The organism is Rhodococcus sp. AH-ZY2 (genome assembly GCF_030916465.1).
Classification (GTDB): domain Bacteria; phylum Actinomycetota; class Actinomycetes; order Mycobacteriales; family Mycobacteriaceae; genus Rhodococcus; species Rhodococcus ruber.
This window is the reverse complement of the sequence record NZ_CP126458.1, coordinates 306530-324865: the sequence shown is the minus strand read 5'-3', so window position 1 is coordinate 324865 and position 18336 is coordinate 306530. Positions and strand designations below refer to the sequence as shown.

Below are 18336 nucleotides of genomic sequence, written 5' to 3'. Positions count from 1 at the left end.
GGCCCGTCCGGCGACCGTCGCCGGCAGGTTCCGGTTGGGTAGCATCGAGGCCATGAGCACGGAGGCCCGCCCCCACTCGACCGGGGCCGAAGCCGGGTCGTCGAGGGCGACGACCGACCCCCTCGCCCTCGACCGTCAGGTCTGCTTCGCCCTGTCCGTCACCAACCGCGCGGTCCTTTCGGTGTACCGGCCGGTGCTCGAACCGCTCGGCCTGACCCACCCGCAGTACCTCGTGATGCTGGCGTTGTGGGGGGACGCGCCGATGTCGGTCAAGGGAATCGGCCGGGCCCTCCAACTGGACTCGCCCACCCTGTCCCCGCTTCTCAAACGACTGGAGTCGCTCGGTCTGATCACCCGCACCCGGAGCCCCCAGGACGAGCGTCAGCTCGTCGTCGACCTCACCGACGCGGGACGTGCACTGCGGAAACGGGCGGAGACGGTGCCCGAAACGGTGGTGCGCCGGCTCGGGGTGAGCCTCGCCGAGCTCGAGGAACTGCACGACGTGCTGACCCGCATCAATGCCGCCGCGCTGCGCGCCGGCGCCCTCGATCAACACTAGGCACGCGAGATCCGGGCCTTCCCCGGGGGTCGATCGGCAGATCCACACTCCCACCATGCGGGAACCCGCAGGAAAAACATTACGGAAGGGTAACAAACTACTTCTCACTGCACATCGAATGGATCGGACGGCCGCCCGTCGGGTACGCCGGAACGGTTGTCCGAACGAAGGGATGTGTCTTGAGACCCACCGGCGATACCGACGTGCACTCCGAGGTCCGACCCGGTCATCTGCGGCGCGCGATCAGCGCCTCGGCCATGGGCAACTTCACGGAGTGGTTCGACTACGGCGTATACGCCTACACCGCCACCTACATCGCCGACTCGTTCTTCCCCGGCGATCTGGAATCGGCCACGCTGCTCACCCTGGGTGTCTTCGCCGTGTCCTTCCTCGTACGTCCGCTCGGTGGGCTGGTGTGGGGTCCCCTCGGCGACCGGCTCGGACGCCGCCAGGTGCTTGCGCTGACGATCATCCTGATGGGCACGGCGACCGTCCTGCTCGGTGCCATTCCCTCGTACGCCTCCATCGGCTTCTGGGCACCGCTGCTGCTGGTGCTGCTGCGCATGATCCAGGGCTTCTCCACCGGCGGCGAGTACGGTGGTGCGGCGACCTTCATGGCCGAGTACTCCCCCGACCGTAAGCGCGGGTTCTTCGGCAGCTTCCTCGAGTTCGGCACTCTCGCCGGCTTCTCGTTCGGCGCGCTCATCGTGTTGTCCATCGATCTGCTCTCCACCGACGCGTTCATGAGCACGTGGGGCTGGCGCCTGCCGTTCTTCGTCGCCGGACCCCTCGCCCTCGTCGGGCTGTACCTGCGGTCGAAGCTCGAGGACACCCCGGTGTTCCGCGAACTCGAGGCCGACGGGGAGGTCGAGCAGGACACCGGCACGCAGTTCAGGAGTCTGCTCTCGCAGTACTGGAAGCCGATCGTGACGCTGATGGGTCTGGTCGTCGCGCTCAACGTCTGCAACTACACCCTGCTGAGCTACATGCCGACCTACCTCGAGAACCGCATCGGTCTGTCGAGCACCGCCTCGCTGTCCCTCGTCGTCATCGGGCAGCTCGCCATGATGGCGGTCATTCCGTTCGCGGGCTCGCTGTCCGACCGGATCGGCCGCAAGCCGATGTGGCTGATCTCGATGGGCGGGCTGCTGCTGCTCGCGATTCCGATGTACATGCTCATGACCGTGAGCTTCGCCTGGGCCATCGTCGCGTTCACGGTCCTGGGCCTGCTGTACGTGCTGCAGCTGTCGACCATCTCGGCGACCTTCCCGGCGATGTTCCCCACCCACGTGCGCTTCGCCGGCTTCGCGATCGCCTACAACGTCTCGACGTCGCTGTTCGGCGGGACCGCCCCGGCGGTGAACGAGTGGCTGGTGGAGCGGACCGGCAACGACCTCGTCCCCGCCTTCTACATGATGGGCGCGTGCGTCGTCGGTCTCGTCGCGTTGTACTTCGTGGCCGAGACGGCCGGCGCGTCCCTGCGCGGGCGTGGGATCCCCGGCGTCGACACCGAACCCCGCCCGACGGCGCTGTCGAAGGCCTGACTCCGAACCCCCTCTCCGGAGGGGTCTTTCGGTTGATGCGCCCGGCGCCCGGTAGGCGACCGCCCCGGATCAGGCCGACGTGACGGCGCCGGTCATCGCGGCACGTAAGGCGACGTCGCGCGGATCGTTCCGAGACTTGCCCATGCGGTTGCAGACGTAGCCGTAGCCGATCCCGGCATCCGGATCGGCGTAGCCGAAGGAACCGCCGGCACCGGGCGCGCCGAACGACCGGGGGCCGCCGAAAGACCAGTCGGGACTCGGGCGCATGAAACCGAGGGCGAACCGGATGTCCCCGAGCATGCACGCGTCGTGGAAACCGTCCCGGGGCGGCACCGGCGGGGCCGTCAGTTCGTGCAGCGTTTCCGGGCGCATGCCGAGTTCCGCACCGCCGGTGGCCAGGACACCGTAGGCGTGCGCCAGGGCGCGTGCCGTGCCCACGCCTCCGCCGGACGGCGCCTCCAGATCGCGCGCGTAGATCGTGTCCGGGTCCAGTGCCACGAGCGTTCCCGGGTTGGCGACCAGCGAGCGGTAGAACACCGACCGCTTGTTCAGGAACGCCGGAAACAGCCGCGGCGACAGCTCGGCGAGATTCCGGAGGGGGTTCCGCATCACCAGCGGGGCAAGTCGGGCGTCGGGAACGGAGGCCGGGAGGCGGATGTAGAACTCCAGCCCCAGCGGGGTCGCGATCTCGTCCTGGAAGACCTGCCCGAGCGTGCGGTGCTGCGGGTCGACCCGGCGAACGAGTTCACCCTGATAGAAGCCGAGGCTGATCGCGTGGTAGGCCTGGCGCTCCCCCGGCGCCCACTCCGGTCTCTGGCGGGCCATGATCGCGGCCAGCCGGTCCGGGTCGGCGATGACCCCGGCATCCACCGGCTCGTCGAAGCCGAACAGCCCGGCCTGGTGGGCCAGCAGTTGGCGGACGGTGATCCGTTCCTTGCCGTTCTGCGCGAACTCGGGCCAGTAGGTGCAGACCCGCTCGTCGAAATCGAGCCAGCCGCGGGAATGGGCCAGCGCGACGGTCACGGCGGTCATCCCCTTCGTGGCGGAGAACACCAGCGTCATGGTGTCCCGTTCCCACGGCGCGCCGGTCGTCTTGTCCCGTACCCCGCCCCACAGATCGACCACCTTCTCCCCGCGGTAGTAGACGCAGCATGCGGCACCCAACTCCCTACGGTGGGAGAAGTTCTCGGCGAACGCCTGCCGCACGGCCGCGAAGTCGTCGCGCGCGTATCCGTGGATCCCCGGGTGCCGGGATATTCGAGCGGACACGGTCGTCTCCTCTCGCGTGGTGCGGCACACGCGGTACCGGCGATGCGGCACAGGGCCGCGCGGGTAGCCGATCGGGCGCGGCAGTCCGACGAGCGCTTCGTGCAGATCCCCGACGGTCGCGACGAACCTGTCCGACGACGACGTTCATGTCGTCCGGCTCGTCGACCGCCACGATCCGAACTGCACGACCGCCTCCTCGGACGCCTGCGACTCGCCGGGCCATCGCCCCCGGACAGTCTCCCGCACCCGGGAGATGCGGGCAATACAGTCGCGGCCCGCGGCGGGCACCCGTCCGTCGCATCCGAGATGAGGCAGGATGGTGCGGTGCCCGATTCCTCACCTTCTCCGGCCATCCTGCTGCGCGGGCGTTCGTCCGGCCGCGCAGTCCTCCTCGTCGGCTCGCTCGTCCTGGCCCTGGCCGCCGGCATCCGGTGGCTGCGGTCGAGCCAGGGCGTCAGCGCGTCGGCGTGGCGCGACGACGAAGTGGGTCCGGACGACCTGGCCGGCTGAGCCCGGACGACTCGGTCTCAGCCGGGGCTGCCCCCGGCGTCGGCCAGCGCTGCCCGCACGGTCTCGGCGGTGCCGTCGAGCACGGCGCGGTTCGGGGTGCGCGGCACGGCCCGCAGTCCGAAACCGTCGCCGCGACGGCGCGGAACGACGTGCAGGTGCACGTGGAACACTTCCTGGCCGGCGGCGGCGCCGTCGGCCAGGAAGAGGTTGACCCCCTCGATGGGAAGCGAACTCGCGCGCAGCGCGGTCGCGATGCGCCGGCCCGCGTCGAACACCCGCGCGCCGTCCTGTGGGGCGAGGTGCGCGAGGCCGGATGCGTGGCGCTTGGGGATCACCAGCAGGTGCCCGGGTGTGAACGGACGAATGTCCATGAACGCCAGCACATCCGGCTCGTCCAACACGATGCTCGCCGGCGCGGCGCCGGCGACGATCGCGCAGAACACGCAGTCGCTCACGCACTCTCCTGAACGGGTGCCGGCCGCCGGACGCCTTCGAGGAGCTGCAGCAGCTGCGCCTGCACCTCCGGCCGTTCGCGGATGGGGTCGTCGCTGTGGGCGAGGTAGAGCATGGCCTCCTCGACGGCCGCGACGATCATGTGCGCCAGCGCCGACGACTGCGGTGCCGGTTCGCCGCTGCGCCGCGCGATGGCCCGCAGCGCGCGCTCGGTGATCATGATGGTGTTCTTGCGGTGCCCCTCCCGGACCTCCGCCCAGCCCAGCACCGCGGGGGCCTCGATGAGCAGCAGACGCCGGATCGCCGGGTCGTACACGACATCGAGCGAGGCGAGCACCGCGGCGGTGAACGATTCCCACGGATCGCTGCCCTCGATCGCCGCGAGCGTCTCCTCGGTCTCCACCTGCATCCGCTCCACGACCCCGCGGAACAGATCCCGCTTGTTCGCGAAGTGATGGTAGAGCGCCCCGCGGGTCACGCCCGCGACGGCGACGATCTCCTCGGTCGCCGCCGCGGCGTACCCGTCGCGGAGAAACACCTCCGTCGCGGCGTCGAGCAGCGCGGCTCGCGTCCGCACCGCATCCCGGATCCGTACGGCATTACCCGGCTTCCCGGCCAACATCTTCTCCCCTGCATTTCGGCTACCCCCATCTGACAACTCCCCCCGGCAGCCTTGTCCCGGACGATCCCTACAGGATCGGCGCCGGCGTGTACTTCGCGGCGTCCGGGTACTGCTCGACGAGGTCCTGCACCGCCGCGACAACGGTGGCGACCTGCGCCTGTGCGGCACCGACGAACGCCGACCGGTCGGCCAGCGCGGCGTCGAGGGCCGCTCGATCCAGTGGCAGCCGCTCGTCGGCGGCCAGCCGGTCCAGCAGGTCCGGCTCGCGGCCCTGCTCGCGCATCGCCAGTGCCACGGCGACCGCATGCTCCTTGATGACCTCGTGCGCCGTCTCGCGGCCGACGCCCGCGCGCACCGCCGCCATGAGCACCTTCGTGGTCGCCAGGAACGGCAGGTAGCGGTTGAGTTCCTTCTCGATCACCGCCGGGTAGGCACCGAACTCGGCGAGGACGGTCAGGAAGGTCTCCATCAGTCCGTCGAGGGCGAAGAACGCGTCGGGCAGTGCGACGCGCCGCACGACCGAGCAGAACACGTCGCCCTCGTTCCACTGCGCGCCGGCGAGCTCGGCGGCCATCGACGCGTACCCGCGCAGCACCACCTGCAGGCCGTTGACCCGCTCGCAGGAACGGGTGTTCATCTTGTGCGGCATCGCGGACGAGCCGACCTGGCCCGGCTGGAAGCCCTCGGTGACGAGCTCGTGCCCGGCCATCAGGCGGATGGTGTGCGCGAACGACGACGGCCCGGCCGCGACCTGCACGAGCGCGGAGAGCACGTCGTGGTCCAGGGAGCGCGGATAGACCTGGCCGACGCTGGTGAGCACGTTCGCGAAGCCGAGGTGCTCGGCGACCTTCGCCTCGAGACGCGCGAGCTTGTCGGCGTCACCGCCGAGCAGGTCGAGCATGTCCTGCGCGGTGCCCATGGGTCCCTTGATGCCGCGCAGCGGATACCGGGCGATCAGCTCGCGCAACCGGGTGAGCGCGATGAGCAACTCGTCGGCGGCGGACGCGAACCGCTTGCCGAGAGTGGTGGCCTGCGCCGCGACGTTGTGCGACCGGCCCGCCATCACCAGCGTCGAGTACTCGGCGGCGCGCTCGGCCAGCCGCGCGGCGATCGCGACACCGTGGGCGTGGGCGTGCTCGAGCGAACGCAGGATCTGCAGCTGCTCGACGTTCTCGGTGAGGTCGCGGCTGGTCATGCCCTTGTGCACGTGTTCGTGGCCGGCGAGGGCGTTGAACTCCTCGATGCGGGCCTTCACGTCGTGGCGGGTGACGCGCTCCCGCGCCGCGATCGACTCGAGGTCGACCTGCTCGAGCACCCGCTCGTAATCGGCGAGCGCCTCCCGGGGGACGTCGATCCCGAGCTCCGCCTGCGCCCGCAGAACCGCCAGCCACAGCTGGCGCTCGAGCACGATCTTGTGCTCCGGCGACCACAGCGCGGTCAGGTCCGGGCTGGCGTAACGGGTGGCAAGGACGTTCGGGATGCGACTCACAGGACATCAGTTTACGGCGCCCCGTCACGCCTCCTGCTCGGCAGGCGGTGCCACTCCCTCCAGGACGCCGGGCAGGATGCACCGCGCGAGGGCCCGCGGATCGGGGTCGAGGTCGCCGAGCGCGCCGAGCACGGCACCGTCGACGACCGCGACGAGCCGCCGCAGCTGTGGTTCGTGCACCGACCGCCCGCACCGCTGCAGCAGGTCCGTGAGCAGCTGCTCGATCTGCGCGCGCAGCTCCTTCTGGACGTCGCGCAGCTCGGGGTGACGGGCGGTGGCGACGCACCGCTCGTAGCGGGCGATGAGGCGCTCGCGTTCGATCTCGCCGACCCCGCCGGGCCCGACGAGCAGGTCGACGATCAGGTCCGCGGTGGACTCGGGTCCGCGGTCGCTCGGCGGGACGCACTGCACGCGCGAGCGCATGACGTCGAGTTCACGCCGGCCGTTGTGCTGGACCGCGCTCGCGACGAGGTCGTCGAGGGAGTGGAAGTAGTACGTGGTGGAGGCGAGTGGAAGTCCGGCCCGGTGCGCGACGGCACGGTGCCGGACGGCATCGATTCCGCCCTCGAGGATCAGGTCGGCCGCCGCCGCGACGAGCGCCTGGCGGCGCCGTTCGCCCTTGGGGGTGGCTGCGATCGACACCCTTGTCATGGTGCCAGTCCCGGTGGTCGCGCCTGACGGAAACGGCCCGAATACTCGCAGGTAGGACCAATCTGTCGGGTTTCGTCACGATCCGGGCAGCCAGGCGCGCAGCCGTTCCAGCGCCGCCTGCACGTCCGCGGTGGACCCGGCGAAGGACAGCCGGACGGTCCGATCGCCGTGCACGGTGTCGAAGTCGACGCCGGGCGCGAGCGCCACCCCGGTCTCGTGCAGCAGCCGGGCGCACCAGCGGGTGGAGTTCTCGCCGTCCGGGAGCAGGTGGCCGATGTCGGCGTAGACGTAGAAGGCACCGTCGGCGGGGGCGAGCTCGGTGACACCCAGCTCCGGCAGGCCCCGCAGCAGCAGCTCCCGGTTGGCCGCGTACCGCGTGACGTGCCCGTCGAGCTCGGCCCGGGCCTCCGCGCCGAACGCGGCGACGGCCGCGTACTGGGAGATCGCCGGCGGGCACACCGTCATGTTGGAGGCCAGGCGCTGCAGCGGCGGGCGCAGTCCCTCCGGCACGAGCATCCAGCCCAGCCGCCACCCGGTCATCGAGAAGTACTTGGACACCGAGCCGATCACCACGGCGTCGCGGGAGGTCTCCCACGCGCAGCTCGTGGCGGGCGCACCGTGCGTTCCGAACTCGATGCCGTGGTAGATCTCGTCGGAGATGAGCAGCGCGTCGTGGTCGTCGCACCAGCGGGCGAGTGCGGCCAGCTCGGCCGGCTCGATCATGGTGCCGGTCGGGTTGGCGGGGCTGGCGACGACGAGTCCGGCGATCGGCCCGTCGAGGGCCTCGAGCATCTCGACGGTCGGCTGGTAACGGGTGTGCGGTCCGCAGTCCAGCTCGACCACCCTGCAGCCGAGGGCGGCGAGGGTGTTGCGGTAGGCGGGGTAGCCGGGCCGGGCGACGACGACCGTGTCGCCGGCGTCGAAGGCAGCCAGGAACAGCAGCGTGAACGCCCCCGACGATCCGGTCGTGACGACCACGTCGTCGGCCCCGACGTCGACGCCGTAGCGGTCGCGGTGGTAGCCGGCGATTGCCTCGCGCAGCGGCAGGATCCCGAACGTCTCGGTGTAGCCGAGCAGCTCGTCGTCGAGGACACGGTGGGTGGCGCGCAGCACCGGGGCGGGTGCCGGCGTGGACGGCTGACCCGCCGCCAGGCTCAGCACGTCGCCGTGGGTGCGCTGCCGCTCGGTGGCCGCCTTCCACACGTCCATGACGTGGAAGGTCTGGATCCTGGATCGTCGGGATTCGAAGCGCACGACCTCGACGTTAGCCGCTCGCGCTCGGCCGGATGTTTCCCGGTGGGCATGCACCGGCGGACCGTCGCGACGTCAGCTCCCTCGACGGACACCCGCGCGCCGACCGGAGCGCGCCCGTGTCCGGGCACCGCGCGGGTACGTCCCCCCTAGGACGGGATCGTGATGCGCCCTTCGACGGCGGCCAGTCCGATGTCCTTGCGGAAGTGCCCACCCGGCAGCTTGATGCCGGCGAGCGTGGCGTACGCCTCGTCGCGGGCGGCGGTGAGATCGGCGCCCGTGCCGACGACGCTGAGGACGCGTCCGCCGGCCGAGACGACCGCGCCGTCGGCGATCCTGGTGCCCGCGTGCAGCACCCCCTCCGCGTCGGCGCCGACGACCACGTCGCCGGTGCGGGGGCTGGCCGGGTAGTACTCGGCCGCCAGCACCACGGTGACGGCGGCGCCGTCGCGCCAGCGCAGCGGCGGCAGCTCGGCCAGGGTGCCGGTCGCGACCGCGTTCAGCACCTCGCCGAGCGGCGACTCGAGCAGGGCGAGCACGGCCTGGGTCTCGGGATCGCCGAAGCGGCAGTTGAATTCGACGACGGCCGGACCGTCCTTGCCGATGGCCAGGCCCGCGTAGAGCAGGCCCGAGAAGCCGCATCCGCGGCGGACCATCTCGGCGGCGACGGGCTTCACGACGTCCGCGACGATCGTGTCGACCATGCCCTGCGGCAGCCACGGCAGCGGCGTGTAGGCGCCCATGCCGCCGGTGTTGGGGCCGGTGTCGCCGTCGCCGACGCGCTTGTGGTCCTGCGCCGGCAGCAGCGGCACGACGGTCTCGCCGTCGACGAGGCAGAACAGCGAGACCTCGGGGCCGTCGAGGAACGATTCGAGCAGCACGGGGTGCCCGTTCTCGAGGATTTCCGCGGCGTGGTCGCGGGCGGCGGCCCGGTCGGCGGTGACGACGACGCCCTTGCCGGCGGCGAGCCCGTCGTCCTTGACCACCCAGGTGGGGCCGAAGCGGTCGAGCTTCTCGTCGAGATCGGCGGGATTGTCGACGACCTCGCTGTGCGCGGTGCGGACCCCGGCGGTCTTCATGACGTCCTTGGCGAACGCCTTCGAGCCCTCGATGCGGGCGGCCGCCGCGGACGGACCGAAGCAGGCGATGCCCGCGGCGCGCACGGCGTCGGCGACGCCGAGGACCAGGGGCACCTCCGGGCCGATCACCACGAGGTCGACATTCTGCGCCTTCGCGAGCGCGACGACGTCCTCGGCGGACGCGGCGTCGACCGGGAGCTGCTCGGCGATCCGGCCGATGCCGGCGTTGCCGGGCGCCGCCAGCACGGCCGTCACGCCGGGATCGCGGGTCAGGGCCAGGACGAGGGCATGTTCACGGGCACCGGAACCGATAACGAGTACGCGCACGCAGGACAGGTTACGGGACCGGTCCGGGGCTCCGGACCGACGCATCGGTGCCCCATGGTCCGTGCGCGGGCGACGGGGTACCGGGACCGCCCCGCGCTACCGCGCCGCTCCGGCGTCCCCTCCGGTTCCCACGACCGGGCACCACACCAGGTCGGCACGGTCCCGGGTCCGTGCGACGGTGTGCGCGTTGGGCAGGTCGACCGTGCGGACCCATTCGGCGGCCTGGGCGACGGTCGATCCGGTGGCCCGGTGGCGCCGGGCCAGGCGGGTCTCGAGCTCGTCGTCGGGTGCGTCGAGGTAGACGACGAGGTCGAGGAGCGGGCGGATCCGCTCCCATCCGCCGTCTGCGAGGAGCAGGTAGTTGCCCTCGGTGACGACGACGCGGGTCTCGGGGGTGATCTCGTGGAACGCGGCGATCGGTTCGTGGAGGCGGCGCGAGTACTCGGGTGCGTGCACGGTCTCCGTGCGGTCGCCGCGGATCCGGCGCAGCAGGGCCGCGAATCCGTCGACGTCGAACGTCTCGGGCGCGCCCTTGCGGGATCGGGTGCCGTGGGCGTCGAGCCGGTGGTTGGACAGGTGGAAGCCGTCCATCGGAGCGGGGGCGGCGGCAATGCCGGCGTCGCGCAGGAGGTCGACGAGCAGGTCGGCGGCGGTGCTCTTGCCGGCGCCGGGCGGGCCGCAGAGCCCGACCACGCGCCGCTCCCCCGCCGCGACGGTGCGCAGGTGCCGGTCGATCAGGTCGGCGACGAGCGCGCGCAGCGGTCCCGTGCGGGGTGGCTGCGGCGACGGCATGCGACGAGGATACGAGAGGCGCCGGCTGCGGGGGTCCGCCTATTCTCCCCGGTATGGCTTCCGTGTTCAGCATGATCATCGCCGGCGACCTGCCGGGCCGGTTCGTGTGGCAGGACGACGACGTCGTCGTCTTCCTGACCATCAACCCCGTGAACCAGGGCCACGTGCTCGTGGTGCCGCGGCAGGAGGTGGATCACTGGCAGAACGTCGACGACGACCTGTGGGACAAGGTCCACCACGTCGCCCGCATCATGGGCCGGGCGGTGTGCTCGGCGTTCGGCGCGCCGCGTGCGGGACTGCTCGTCGCCGGCCTCGAGGTGCCGCATCTGCATCTGCACGTCTTCCCGGCGTACGACCTCGGTGACTTCGACATCAGCAAGGCGGAGAAGGACCCGTCGCCGGAGTCGCTCGACGAGGCCCAGGCGAAGCTGAAGGCCGCGCTACGGGAACTCGGGCACGCGGACCACGTCCCCGCCTGACCTTCCGGTCCGCGGCGGCACCGGTGCGGGGTCGTCGAGGAACCCGGTGAAGTGCGCCCACGACGTGCCGCGGGCGGCGGGGCCGGCGAGCAGTCCCAGGTGGCTGCCGGGCACGACCTCGAACCGCACGTGGGGCGATCCGGGCAGTACCCGTCCGATCGCCTCGACGGCCGGGACGGGTGCGAGCACGTCGTCGCTGCCGGCGAGTGCGAGCACGGGCACGGTGACGTCGGCGAGGTCGATCGTCCGGTCCTCGAACCGGACCCGGCCCGTCGCGAGTTCGTTCGCGACCGTGAGGCGCATCGCCATCTGATGGAACAGCCGGCCCGGGTAGCCGGGCATGTCCGCCTGGAACCGGTCGATCGCCTCCATCCGGGCGAGGGTGCCGGCGTCGGCGAGGTTGCGGGCGACGAACCACGGCCGGGTCAGTTCGCGTTCGAGGGCGGTGGCCCGGTAGCCGAGCTGCACCAGCGGGGCGGGCACGCCCCCGAGCAGGTGGGTCACGGCCGTGAGGGCGGGTTCGCCCACGAGGCGGCCGAGGTGCCGGGCCGGCCCGAGGAAGGGGATGCGCTCGTAGTCGATCGGCGTGCCGAACGCGGTGATCGAGCGAATCGGCAACCCGGGATGGGCGGCCGCGGTGAGCAGGCACAGGGTTCCGCCGAGGCTCCAGGCGGCCAGGTCGACGTCGCGGCCGCCGCACAGTTCGGCGACCCGCGCGATCGCCTCGGGCACGATGTCGTCGACCCAGTGTTCGAACCCGAGATGCCGGTCGGAGCGGTCCATGGTGCCGAAATCGAGGACGTGGACGTTGCGACCGGTCTCGACGAGGTGCTGCACGAGACTCTGCCCGGGGCGCAGGTCGTAGCAGCGCGCGGGCGCGGCGAGCGGCGGCACGAGCAGGACCGGGGCGCCGGCGTCGGACTCACCGTAGCGGCGCAGGGTACGGTGCGGTCCGTCGGCGACGACGGCCGACGCGGTGGCGTGCGGTGGTTCGATTCCGTCGCCGACGAACAGCGCCCACGCGTTGCGCACGGCGCGCTGCGCCGTCCCCGACAGTCCCACGACGTCTCCTTACTCGAAAGTCAGTTACGTCACCGTAGCCCAGGGCCGGACCGTCACTCCACCGGCATCCGCGGGATCAGCACCCGGAACGTCGACCCGGCGCCCGGCGCGGACTCCACCTCCACCCGGCCGCCGTGGGCCGCCACCAGCGCGGCGACGATCGACAACCCGAGACCGCTGCCGCCCGACGAACGGGCGCGCGAGACGTCGGCGCGATAGAAACGCTCGAAGACCCGGGCGCGGTCCGCCTCACTCAGGCCGGGGCCGGTGTCGACGACCTCGAGCACGGCGTCGGGTCCGGCCGTGCCGACCCGGACGGTGACGCGCGCGTCGGCCGGAGTGTGGGTGAGGGCGTTGGTGACGAGGTTGCCGAGCACCTGCCGCAGTCGCGCGTCGTCGCCGAGCACCTCCGGTATCCCGGGGCCGTCGAACACCTCGAGCTCGACGGTGCGCTCCGGCGCGACGGCCCGCGCATCGTGCACGGCGTCGGCGGCCAGGGCGAGCAGGTCCACCGGATTCTGCTCGAGCGGCCGCTGGGCGTCGAGGCGGGCCAGCACGAGCAGATCCTCCACCAGCAGGCCCATCCGCCGGGACTCGCTCTCGATGCGGTCCATCAGCAGTGCGGTGTCGCTGCTCGCGCCCTGCCGGTAGAGCTCGGCGAACCCGCGGATCGTGGTGAGCGGGGTGCGCAACTCGTGGCCGGCGTCGGCGACGAACCGTCGCATCTTCTCCTCGGATCTGCGGGCGGACTCCTCCGACGCCGCCGTCGCCGCGAAGGCCTCCTGGATCTGGCCGAGCATGCCGTTCAGCGCCACCGACAGCCCACCGACCTCGGTGCGCGGGTCCCGCTCGGGAACCCGCCGGTGCAGATCCCCGCCCGCGATCGCTGCCGCGGTGCGTTCGACCTCCTTCAGCGGCCGCAGACTGCGCCGCACCACGAAGTACCCGGCGACGCCGAGCACGAGCAGCACCGCGGCGCCGATGCCGACCTGCAGCACGACGAGCCGATCGACCGTGTCCTCGATCGAGACCAGGGTGACACCGACGGTGGTCACGAGGCCCGCGGCGCTACGGGTCGACACCACCCGCCAGCGCACGTCGGACCCGTCGGCGGAGCCCACGGTCTGCGGCTCCCACACCGGCTCGCCGGGCAGCGCCGGCGCGGTGGACTCGTCGTTGACGACGAACCGCTCCCGCCCGTCCGGGTCGACCACCCGCACATAGAACGGGCTCGGCGGGCGGTTCGAACTCGGAGCGTCCGGCGGCGGCAGCTCGCGGCCGGCCCCGGGCGGCTTGGCCCACGTCTGCGCCGCGGTGCGCAGGTCCTGGTCGGTCCGGGCGAGCAGCGAACCCTGCAACGCGGACGTCACCGCCACCCCGGACGCCAGCAGTCCCAGGCCCGACAACGCCACCAGCGCGGCGACCAGCGTCAACCGCAGCGGCAGCGGCCGTACGCGGCTCACGCGCGGGGTTCCCGCATGACGTACCCGACCCCGCGCAGGGTGTGGATCAACGGGGTGTCCCCGGTGTCGACCTTGCGCCGCAGATAGGAGACGTACGACTCCACGACGCCGACCTCGCCGCCGAAGTCGTAGCTCCACACGTGGTCGAGGATGCGCGGCTTGCTGAGCACCGTGCCCGCGTTGACCATGAAGTACCGCAGCAGGGTGAACTCGGTGGGTGAGAGCGACACCGGCCGGCCGGCCTTCCACACCTCGTGGGTGTCGTCGTCGAGTTCGATGTCGGCGAAGGTGATGCGGGCCGAGCGTTCGTCCGCGGCGACCTTGCCGGCCCGTCGCAGGATCACCCGGAGCCGGGCGATGACCTCCTCGAGGCTGAACGGCTTGGTGACGTAGTCGTCCGCGCCCAGGGTCAGGCCGGACACCTTGTCCGCCACGGCGTCCTTCGCCGTCAGGAACAACACCGGCGCGTCCGAGCCGTCGGCCCGGAGCCGGCGCAGCATCCCGAACCCGTCCATCCCTGGCATCATGACGTCGAGGATCACCGCGTCCGGCCGGAACGCCCGGGCCCGGTCGAGCCCCTCGGCGCCGTTGCTTGCCGTCTCGACCTCGAAGCCCTGGAATTTCAGGCTCACCGAGAGCAGTTCGGCGATGTTCGGTTCGTCGTCGACGATCAGAATCCGGGCTTCGGGGGTCTTGTCGGTCACGGCGCCGATTCTCCCGGAGTGCTCTGGCATGCCGCTGCGAGAACCCTGGGAACTTCCTGTACGGCCGGCCCTGCCGAATCCGGGCCGTCGGGGTGCGGCGATCGGGGATCATGGACGTGTTCGCACTGTGAGACGTATCCGCATCGTGAGGAGCCGCCGTGTCGCCGAAGTGGCTGCGCCGCGGGGCCGCGTCGGCCGCGGCCGTCGCCGTGTCCCTGCTCGTGGCCTGCCCGCCCGGGGCCGCCGAGGAGGTCGAGGTCTCGTTCGGCCTCGCGTGCCGGGTGCGGTCGGTGATCGACGTCGACGAATTGCTCGGATCGTCCGCGACGGTGGACGCGCCCGCCCGGGTCCGCCCGGGTGAACGGTTCAGCTACCGGATCCAGACGGCCCCCGTCGCGTATCCGGACTCGAGCCGCGGCGCTACCACCCGCAGCGTCTCCCGCCTGAAGAACGACTTCGCGATTCCCGCCAACGCGACGTTCGTCGACGCCGCGGTCGTGCCCGGGACCGCCTTCAACCTGGACAACGTGCCGCCCGGCGTGCTGCGGGTGAACGAGGACGGCGTCCCCGACCCGGCGGGCACGATCCTGCGCCTGTCCGGAAACAACGAGGTCATCGGCAACAGCCCCACGTCCGGCACCGAGGGCGAGGCCGGGATCCGGGCGCCCAAGACACAGTTGCAGCTCGACGGCACCCCCAGTCCCGTCGGCGACAGCTGGTTCCGGCTCCCCGCGGTGGAGGTGACCATGATCGCGGGCGACGCGGGCGTGATCACGCCGATGCTCCGCACCGCCGGCGCCGCGGGCCTGGTCGACGACGACGCCAACTACAACACCTCGCTCACCCAGGCCACGTTCCTCGGCTCCACCCAGTGGGGACCGACACGCTGCTCACCGCGGGACACGATGACCGGGCCCCTCAACGCCGGCGCCGGTCCGCTCGCGGTCATCACGATCTCCGACGTCGCCGAGGTGCCCGCGACGGTCACCGTCGACGCCCCGGACGTGGTGGACGACGGGACGGTCGTCACCCTCACGGCGACGGTGTCGCCGGACGTCGAAGGCGGCACGGTGCTGTTCCGGGACGGCGGCACCGACCTGGGTCAGCCGGTGGCGGTCGTCGACGGCCGGGCCGTCGTCGAGCATCGCCTCTCGGGCGCCGGAAGCCACACGATCACCGCGGTCTACTCGGGCGCGCCCGGCGCGGCGGGCGCGACCTCCGAACCCGTCGCGGTGACGGTGCCCGGATCCGGGAACGCCCGCGGCTGGTGGATCGCCGCCGGGGTCGGGGCGATCGCCGGTGTGCTGGCCGTTGCCGTCCTCGCCCGCCGCCGGAGGCGCTGATCCGGCCCCGCCGGAGGCGGTGATCCGGCCCCGCCGGAGGCGCCGACCCGGCCGGACACGCCCCCGCACGTCCACCACGTTGTCGGCGCGTGATGCTATTACGGGACGAAGACAGCCACCGCGAAGGAGGTCCCGCCCATGACGACGTGCCGGGCGTGCCGATCCGATCTCGACCACTGTCACGGCACCCTCGTCGTGCACGCGACGACCACCGTGGAATGCACCGATCCCGACTGCTTCGACACCTCCCGGGTGCGGCACGTGCTGGTGATCGACTGCTCCGAACTCGCTCGGGGCTGCGGCTGCACCGAGGTGTATGCCCGGGTGGGAACGCTCCGCGTCTCCTGAGGACCCCCGGCGGCGGCGGCTCGTCCCGCCGAGCCGCACTGTTGCGCCGGTTACAGTGACAGTCATGAGTCTGGCGTCCGCGCTCGCGTTCCCCGTCCGTCTCGGCTTCGCTGCGGCGGATTCGGCCCTCGGCGTGGCCGAAGGCGTCATCGGGACCGTCCGCCTGGCGGTCTCCCCCCAGACGTATGCGGGGCTGAACGCGGTCGGCGTCGCGAGCCCGCGGGGACCGCTCGGTTTGCTGCAACAGGTCTCCGTGCTTGCCGCCGACGACCGTCCGCTCGGCCAGGCGCTGCGTCCCGGCGGACCGCTGGATCGCCTCCTCGCGCCCGGCGGACCGGTTGACCGGCTCACCGCCCCGGGCGGCCCCCTCGACCGGCTCCTCGAACCCGGTGGCGCCCTCGACCGGGTGACGGCGCCCGGCGGTCCGCTCGAGAAGGTCCTCGCCGAGGACGGAGCCCTGGACCGCCTGCTGTCGAGCGGCGGCCTCCTCGATCGGCTCACCGCCCCCAGCGGCCCGCTCGAGCGTCTGCTCGCCGAGAGCGGGCCCGTCGAACGGCTCACCGCTCCCGGCGGAATCGTCGACGTCGCCCTCCAGCCCGGCGGCCTGGTCGAACGGGCCCTCGAGCAGGGCGGGGTGCTCGACACCCTGCTCGCCGAACAGGGCGCCCTCGAACGCCTGCTCGCCAAGGGCGGACCGCTCGACCAGATCGTGTCGCTGTCCGAGACGCTGGTGCAGCTGACCCCCACGATCCATCGGATGAGCACCAGCATCGACGTGCTGCAGGAGACCGCCGAACTGCTCCGCGAGGCGGTGGGCCCGCTGGGTGATCTCGCGGGCAAGCTGCCCGGCCGGTGGTTGCGCAGCAACTCGGGTGGCTCGGGCAACAGCGGCAGGCACGAACTGCGGGCACCGGACTGATCCGCTCACTCCTGCAGGTCCGTGACGGCCCGGAAGGTGCCGTCCATGTGGAACGGGGTGGACTCGTGCTCGTGTGCGATCCGCCACGACCCCTCGACGCGGCGTAGACCGAACGTGACGCGGAACCACAGGTCGAAGCGCGGCCCGCCGTGCTGTGTCGCTCCCAGCCGCGACAGTGCGTGGCAGAACGCGACGTCGCCGGCCGTCTCGACGCGCAGGTCCCGCACCTCACAGTCGAGAGGGCCGTCGAACCCCGCGAACCACGACGCCCAGACCTGCGGAGCGGGGGCGGACTTGCGCAGCGGCGGCGCCAGATCGAACACCGTCGCACCGGGGACGTAGCACGCGGCGAGCCGATCGACGTCCTTGGCGTTGCGGGCCGCGGTGTGTTCCTCGATCAGCGCACGAATCCGCTCCTCGTCCGGAGCCTCGTCCGTCTCGAGGACGGCGAGGATGTTGCCGGCCGGGTCCCGGAACCACGCGATCGGCGGGCCGACCCGACGGAAGATGCCCTTGTCGTCGACGTCGTCGTAGCGCTCGAACCGGACACCGCGAGCGGCGAGTTCGTCCACCACCTTCTCGAGGTCGCGAACGGGAAAGTCGAGGACGGTGTAGGTGGCCGGAGTGTGGTCCTCCTTCGGATAGATCAACGTGTCGCGTCCGCCGTCGAGGTGCAGGTGCAACATCCCGTGCTCCTCGGACACGGAGAGACCGAGGACGTCTCCGTAGAACTTCGCGGCCGCCGCCACGTCGTCGACAGCGAAACTGGAAAAGGAACGGTCCAACATGGTGCTGACTCCTCACTGCGAACGATGCCGTACCTGTTCCGACCGCCGAGCGGCGGTAAACTCATCGGCCGGGCGGTGACCTTCTTCCCCGGCACGGACCCCCGGGTCTAGCGTGAAAGACGGTTCCGACCGAGGGAGGTCGCCATGACACCCACTTCGACCCGACCGCGCTCCCCGGTCGCCGCCCGACGATTCGGGTATCTCGTCGCGGCCCTCCTCAACGCGGTGGTGCTGTACGCCGCGAACGTGTGGCCGGGCTGGGAGGCGGTGCCGTTCCTCACCGACGACACGCGGTCCGTCATCGGCTGGGTCAACGCCTCGATCCTGGTCAGCCTGGTCGCCAATCTCCTGTACCTGATGCGGGATCCCGTGTGGTTCAAGGCGCTGGGAGACGCGGTCACCACGACGGTTGCGCTGCTGGCGCTGCTGACGATCTGGCAGGTGTTCCCGTTCGACTTCGGCGACGCCTCGTTCGACTGGCCGCTCGTGGCGCGCATCGTCCTGGGGCTGGGAATCGTGGGCAGTGTCATCGGGATCGTCGCCGCCCTCGTCACCTTCGTCCGCAGCGTGGTGGGTCGCTCGTCGGCTCGAGGGACCCGGTCTCGCTGAACTGTGCCCGAGCCGGCCCTGGACGCCGGCTCGAAGGACCGCCTCGCCCCACCGAGCGAACGGACCGTGCTGGCG

Annotated in this window: 20 protein-coding genes; 8 read left to right on the top strand and 12 right to left on the bottom strand. The window is 71.6% G+C overall.

Going from position 1 to position 18336, the window contains the following annotated elements; all coding sequences use genetic code 11:
- Positions 1-52: 52 nt before the first annotated feature.
- The gene (locus QNA09_RS02470) at positions 53-559 is read left to right on the top strand and encodes a MarR family winged helix-turn-helix transcriptional regulator (protein WP_119699396.1); all 507 of its coding nucleotides are present in this window, start codon (positions 53-55) and stop codon (positions 557-559) included.
- Between the two features lie 257 nt (positions 560-816).
- Positions 817-2103, top strand: coding sequence for an MFS transporter (locus QNA09_RS02465; protein WP_234575086.1), 1287 nt, complete (start codon positions 817-819; stop codon positions 2101-2103).
- A 69-nt stretch (positions 2104-2172) separates the two neighbouring features.
- Here QNA09_RS02465 and QNA09_RS02460 read toward each other — a convergent pair whose 3' ends face one another.
- On the bottom strand, positions 2173-3372 hold the full coding sequence (locus tag QNA09_RS02460) for a serine hydrolase (RefSeq protein WP_119700268.1): 1200 nt from the start codon (positions 3370-3372) through the stop codon (positions 2173-2175).
- A gap of 324 nt (positions 3373-3696) precedes the next feature.
- Between QNA09_RS02460 and QNA09_RS02455 the strand changes: the two genes are divergently transcribed.
- The gene (locus QNA09_RS02455) at positions 3697-3882 is read left to right on the top strand and encodes a hypothetical protein (protein WP_010593757.1); all 186 of its coding nucleotides are present in this window, start codon (positions 3697-3699) and stop codon (positions 3880-3882) included.
- A gap of 17 nt (positions 3883-3899) precedes the next feature.
- Here the strand turns inward: QNA09_RS02455 and QNA09_RS02450 are convergent, their stop codons facing one another.
- The 7 genes from QNA09_RS02450 to QNA09_RS02420 all read right to left on the bottom strand — a co-directional run bounded on the left by QNA09_RS02450 (position 3900) and on the right by QNA09_RS02420 (position 10546).
- Positions 3900-4337 (bottom strand): HIT family protein, encoded by a 438-nt coding sequence (locus tag QNA09_RS02450; protein WP_010593756.1) that lies wholly within the window; start codon positions 4335-4337, stop codon positions 3900-3902.
- Entirely contained in the window at positions 4334-4912 is a 579-nt protein-coding gene (locus QNA09_RS02445; protein WP_010593755.1) for a TetR/AcrR family transcriptional regulator, read from the bottom strand. The genes QNA09_RS02450 and QNA09_RS02445 overlap by 4 nt, the downstream gene beginning before the upstream one ends.
- A 112-nt stretch (positions 4913-5024) precedes the next feature.
- Positions 5025-6446 (bottom strand): adenylosuccinate lyase, encoded by a 1422-nt coding sequence (purB, locus tag QNA09_RS02440; RefSeq protein ID WP_040273944.1) that lies wholly within the window; start codon positions 6444-6446, stop codon positions 5025-5027.
- Positions 6447-6470: 24 nt separating this feature from the next.
- The gene (locus QNA09_RS02435; RefSeq protein WP_010593752.1) at positions 6471-7088 is read right to left on the bottom strand and encodes a TetR/AcrR family transcriptional regulator; all 618 of its coding nucleotides are present in this window, start codon (positions 7086-7088) and stop codon (positions 6471-6473) included.
- An 84-nt stretch (positions 7089-7172) separates the two neighbouring features.
- Positions 7173-8351 (bottom strand): pyridoxal phosphate-dependent aminotransferase, encoded by a 1179-nt coding sequence (locus QNA09_RS02430; RefSeq protein WP_029539984.1) that lies wholly within the window; start codon positions 8349-8351, stop codon positions 7173-7175.
- Positions 8352-8497: 146 nt separating this feature from the next.
- Positions 8498-9754 (bottom strand): phosphoribosylamine--glycine ligase, encoded by a 1257-nt coding sequence (gene purD, locus QNA09_RS02425; protein ID WP_040274017.1) that lies wholly within the window; start codon positions 9752-9754, stop codon positions 8498-8500.
- 96 nt (positions 9755-9850) lie between these two features.
- On the bottom strand, positions 9851-10546 hold the full coding sequence (locus QNA09_RS02420; RefSeq protein WP_119699395.1) for a nucleoside/nucleotide kinase family protein: 696 nt from the start codon (positions 10544-10546) through the stop codon (positions 9851-9853).
- A 53-nt stretch (positions 10547-10599) separates the two neighbouring features.
- Between QNA09_RS02420 and QNA09_RS02415 the strand changes: the two genes are divergently transcribed.
- The gene (locus QNA09_RS02415) at positions 10600-11025 is read left to right on the top strand and encodes an HIT family protein (RefSeq protein ID WP_026137718.1); all 426 of its coding nucleotides are present in this window, start codon (positions 10600-10602) and stop codon (positions 11023-11025) included.
- Here QNA09_RS02415 and QNA09_RS02410 read toward each other — a convergent pair.
- Genes QNA09_RS02410 through QNA09_RS02400 form a run of 3 tightly spaced genes read right to left on the bottom strand, consistent with a single transcriptional unit; the run spans position 10987 to position 14284 of the window.
- A complete protein-coding gene (locus QNA09_RS02410; RefSeq protein ID WP_119699394.1) occupies positions 10987-12087 on the bottom strand; it encodes an alpha/beta fold hydrolase in 1101 nt (366 codons plus the stop codon). The two genes, QNA09_RS02415 and QNA09_RS02410, sit on opposite strands and share 39 nt — an antisense overlap.
- A gap of 53 nt (positions 12088-12140) precedes the next feature.
- Positions 12141-13550, bottom strand: a complete 1410-nt coding sequence (locus QNA09_RS02405; protein WP_040273940.1) for a cell wall metabolism sensor histidine kinase WalK — start codon at positions 13548-13550, stop codon at positions 12141-12143.
- The gene (locus QNA09_RS02400) at positions 13547-14284 is read right to left on the bottom strand and encodes a response regulator transcription factor (protein ID WP_172603572.1); all 738 of its coding nucleotides are present in this window, start codon (positions 14282-14284) and stop codon (positions 13547-13549) included. Before QNA09_RS02400 ends, QNA09_RS02405 begins: the two co-directional genes overlap by 4 nt.
- A 128-nt stretch (positions 14285-14412) precedes the next feature.
- Here QNA09_RS02400 and QNA09_RS02395 point away from each other — a divergent pair, with 128 nt between their 5' ends.
- The 3 genes from QNA09_RS02395 (at position 14413) to QNA09_RS02385 (ending at position 16864) form a co-directional block, all read left to right on the top strand.
- The gene (locus QNA09_RS02395) at positions 14413-15597 is read left to right on the top strand and encodes an Ig-like domain-containing protein (RefSeq protein ID WP_119699393.1); all 1185 of its coding nucleotides are present in this window, start codon (positions 14413-14415) and stop codon (positions 15595-15597) included.
- A 138-nt stretch (positions 15598-15735) separates the two neighbouring features.
- Entirely contained in the window at positions 15736-15945 is a 210-nt protein-coding gene (locus QNA09_RS02390) for a hypothetical protein (protein ID WP_017680576.1), read from the top strand.
- A gap of 64 nt (positions 15946-16009) precedes the next feature.
- Positions 16010-16864 carry a hypothetical protein gene (locus QNA09_RS02385; RefSeq protein ID WP_010593742.1) on the top strand — a complete coding sequence of 285 codons (855 nt, stop codon included), beginning with the start codon at positions 16010-16012 and terminating at the stop codon, positions 16862-16864.
- A 5-nt stretch (positions 16865-16869) separates the two neighbouring features.
- On the opposite strand, the gene QNA09_RS02380 is transcribed toward QNA09_RS02385, so the two are convergent.
- Positions 16870-17652 carry a nuclear transport factor 2 family protein gene (locus QNA09_RS02380; RefSeq protein ID WP_017680575.1) on the bottom strand — a complete coding sequence of 261 codons (783 nt, stop codon included), beginning with the start codon at positions 17650-17652 and terminating at the stop codon, positions 16870-16872.
- A gap of 144 nt (positions 17653-17796) precedes the next feature.
- Between QNA09_RS02380 and QNA09_RS02375 the strand changes: the two genes are divergently transcribed.
- Complete coding sequence (locus tag QNA09_RS02375; RefSeq protein ID WP_010593740.1) at positions 17797-18261, top strand: hypothetical protein; 465 nt, start codon at positions 17797-17799, stop codon at positions 18259-18261.
- Positions 18262-18336 lie beyond the last annotated feature (75 nt).

Coding starts and splice junctions, on each gene's coding strand:
- QNA09_RS02375 (WP_010593740.1), top strand. CDS start 17,797: ATGACACCCACTTCGACCCGACCGCGCTCCCCGGTCGCCGCCCGACGA.
- QNA09_RS02415 (WP_026137718.1), top strand. CDS start 10,600: ATGGCTTCCGTGTTCAGCATGATCATCGCCGGCGACCTGCCGGGCCGG.
- QNA09_RS02465 (WP_234575086.1), top strand. CDS start 817: ATGGGCAACTTCACGGAGTGGTTCGACTACGGCGTATACGCCTACACC.
- QNA09_RS02470 (WP_119699396.1), top strand. CDS start 53: ATGAGCACGGAGGCCCGCCCCCACTCGACCGGGGCCGAAGCCGGGTCG.
- QNA09_RS02385 (WP_010593742.1), top strand. CDS start 16,010: ATGAGTCTGGCGTCCGCGCTCGCGTTCCCCGTCCGTCTCGGCTTCGCT.
- QNA09_RS02420 (WP_119699395.1), bottom strand. CDS start 10,546: ATGCCGTCGCCGCAGCCACCCCGCACGGGACCGCTGCGCGCGCTCGTC.
- QNA09_RS02400 (WP_172603572.1), bottom strand. CDS start 14,284: ATGCCAGAGCACTCCGGGAGAATCGGCGCCGTGACCGACAAGACCCCC.
- QNA09_RS02390 (WP_017680576.1), top strand. CDS start 15,736: ATGACGACGTGCCGGGCGTGCCGATCCGATCTCGACCACTGTCACGGC.
- QNA09_RS02380 (WP_017680575.1), bottom strand. CDS start 17,652: ATGTTGGACCGTTCCTTTTCCAGTTTCGCTGTCGACGACGTGGCGGCG.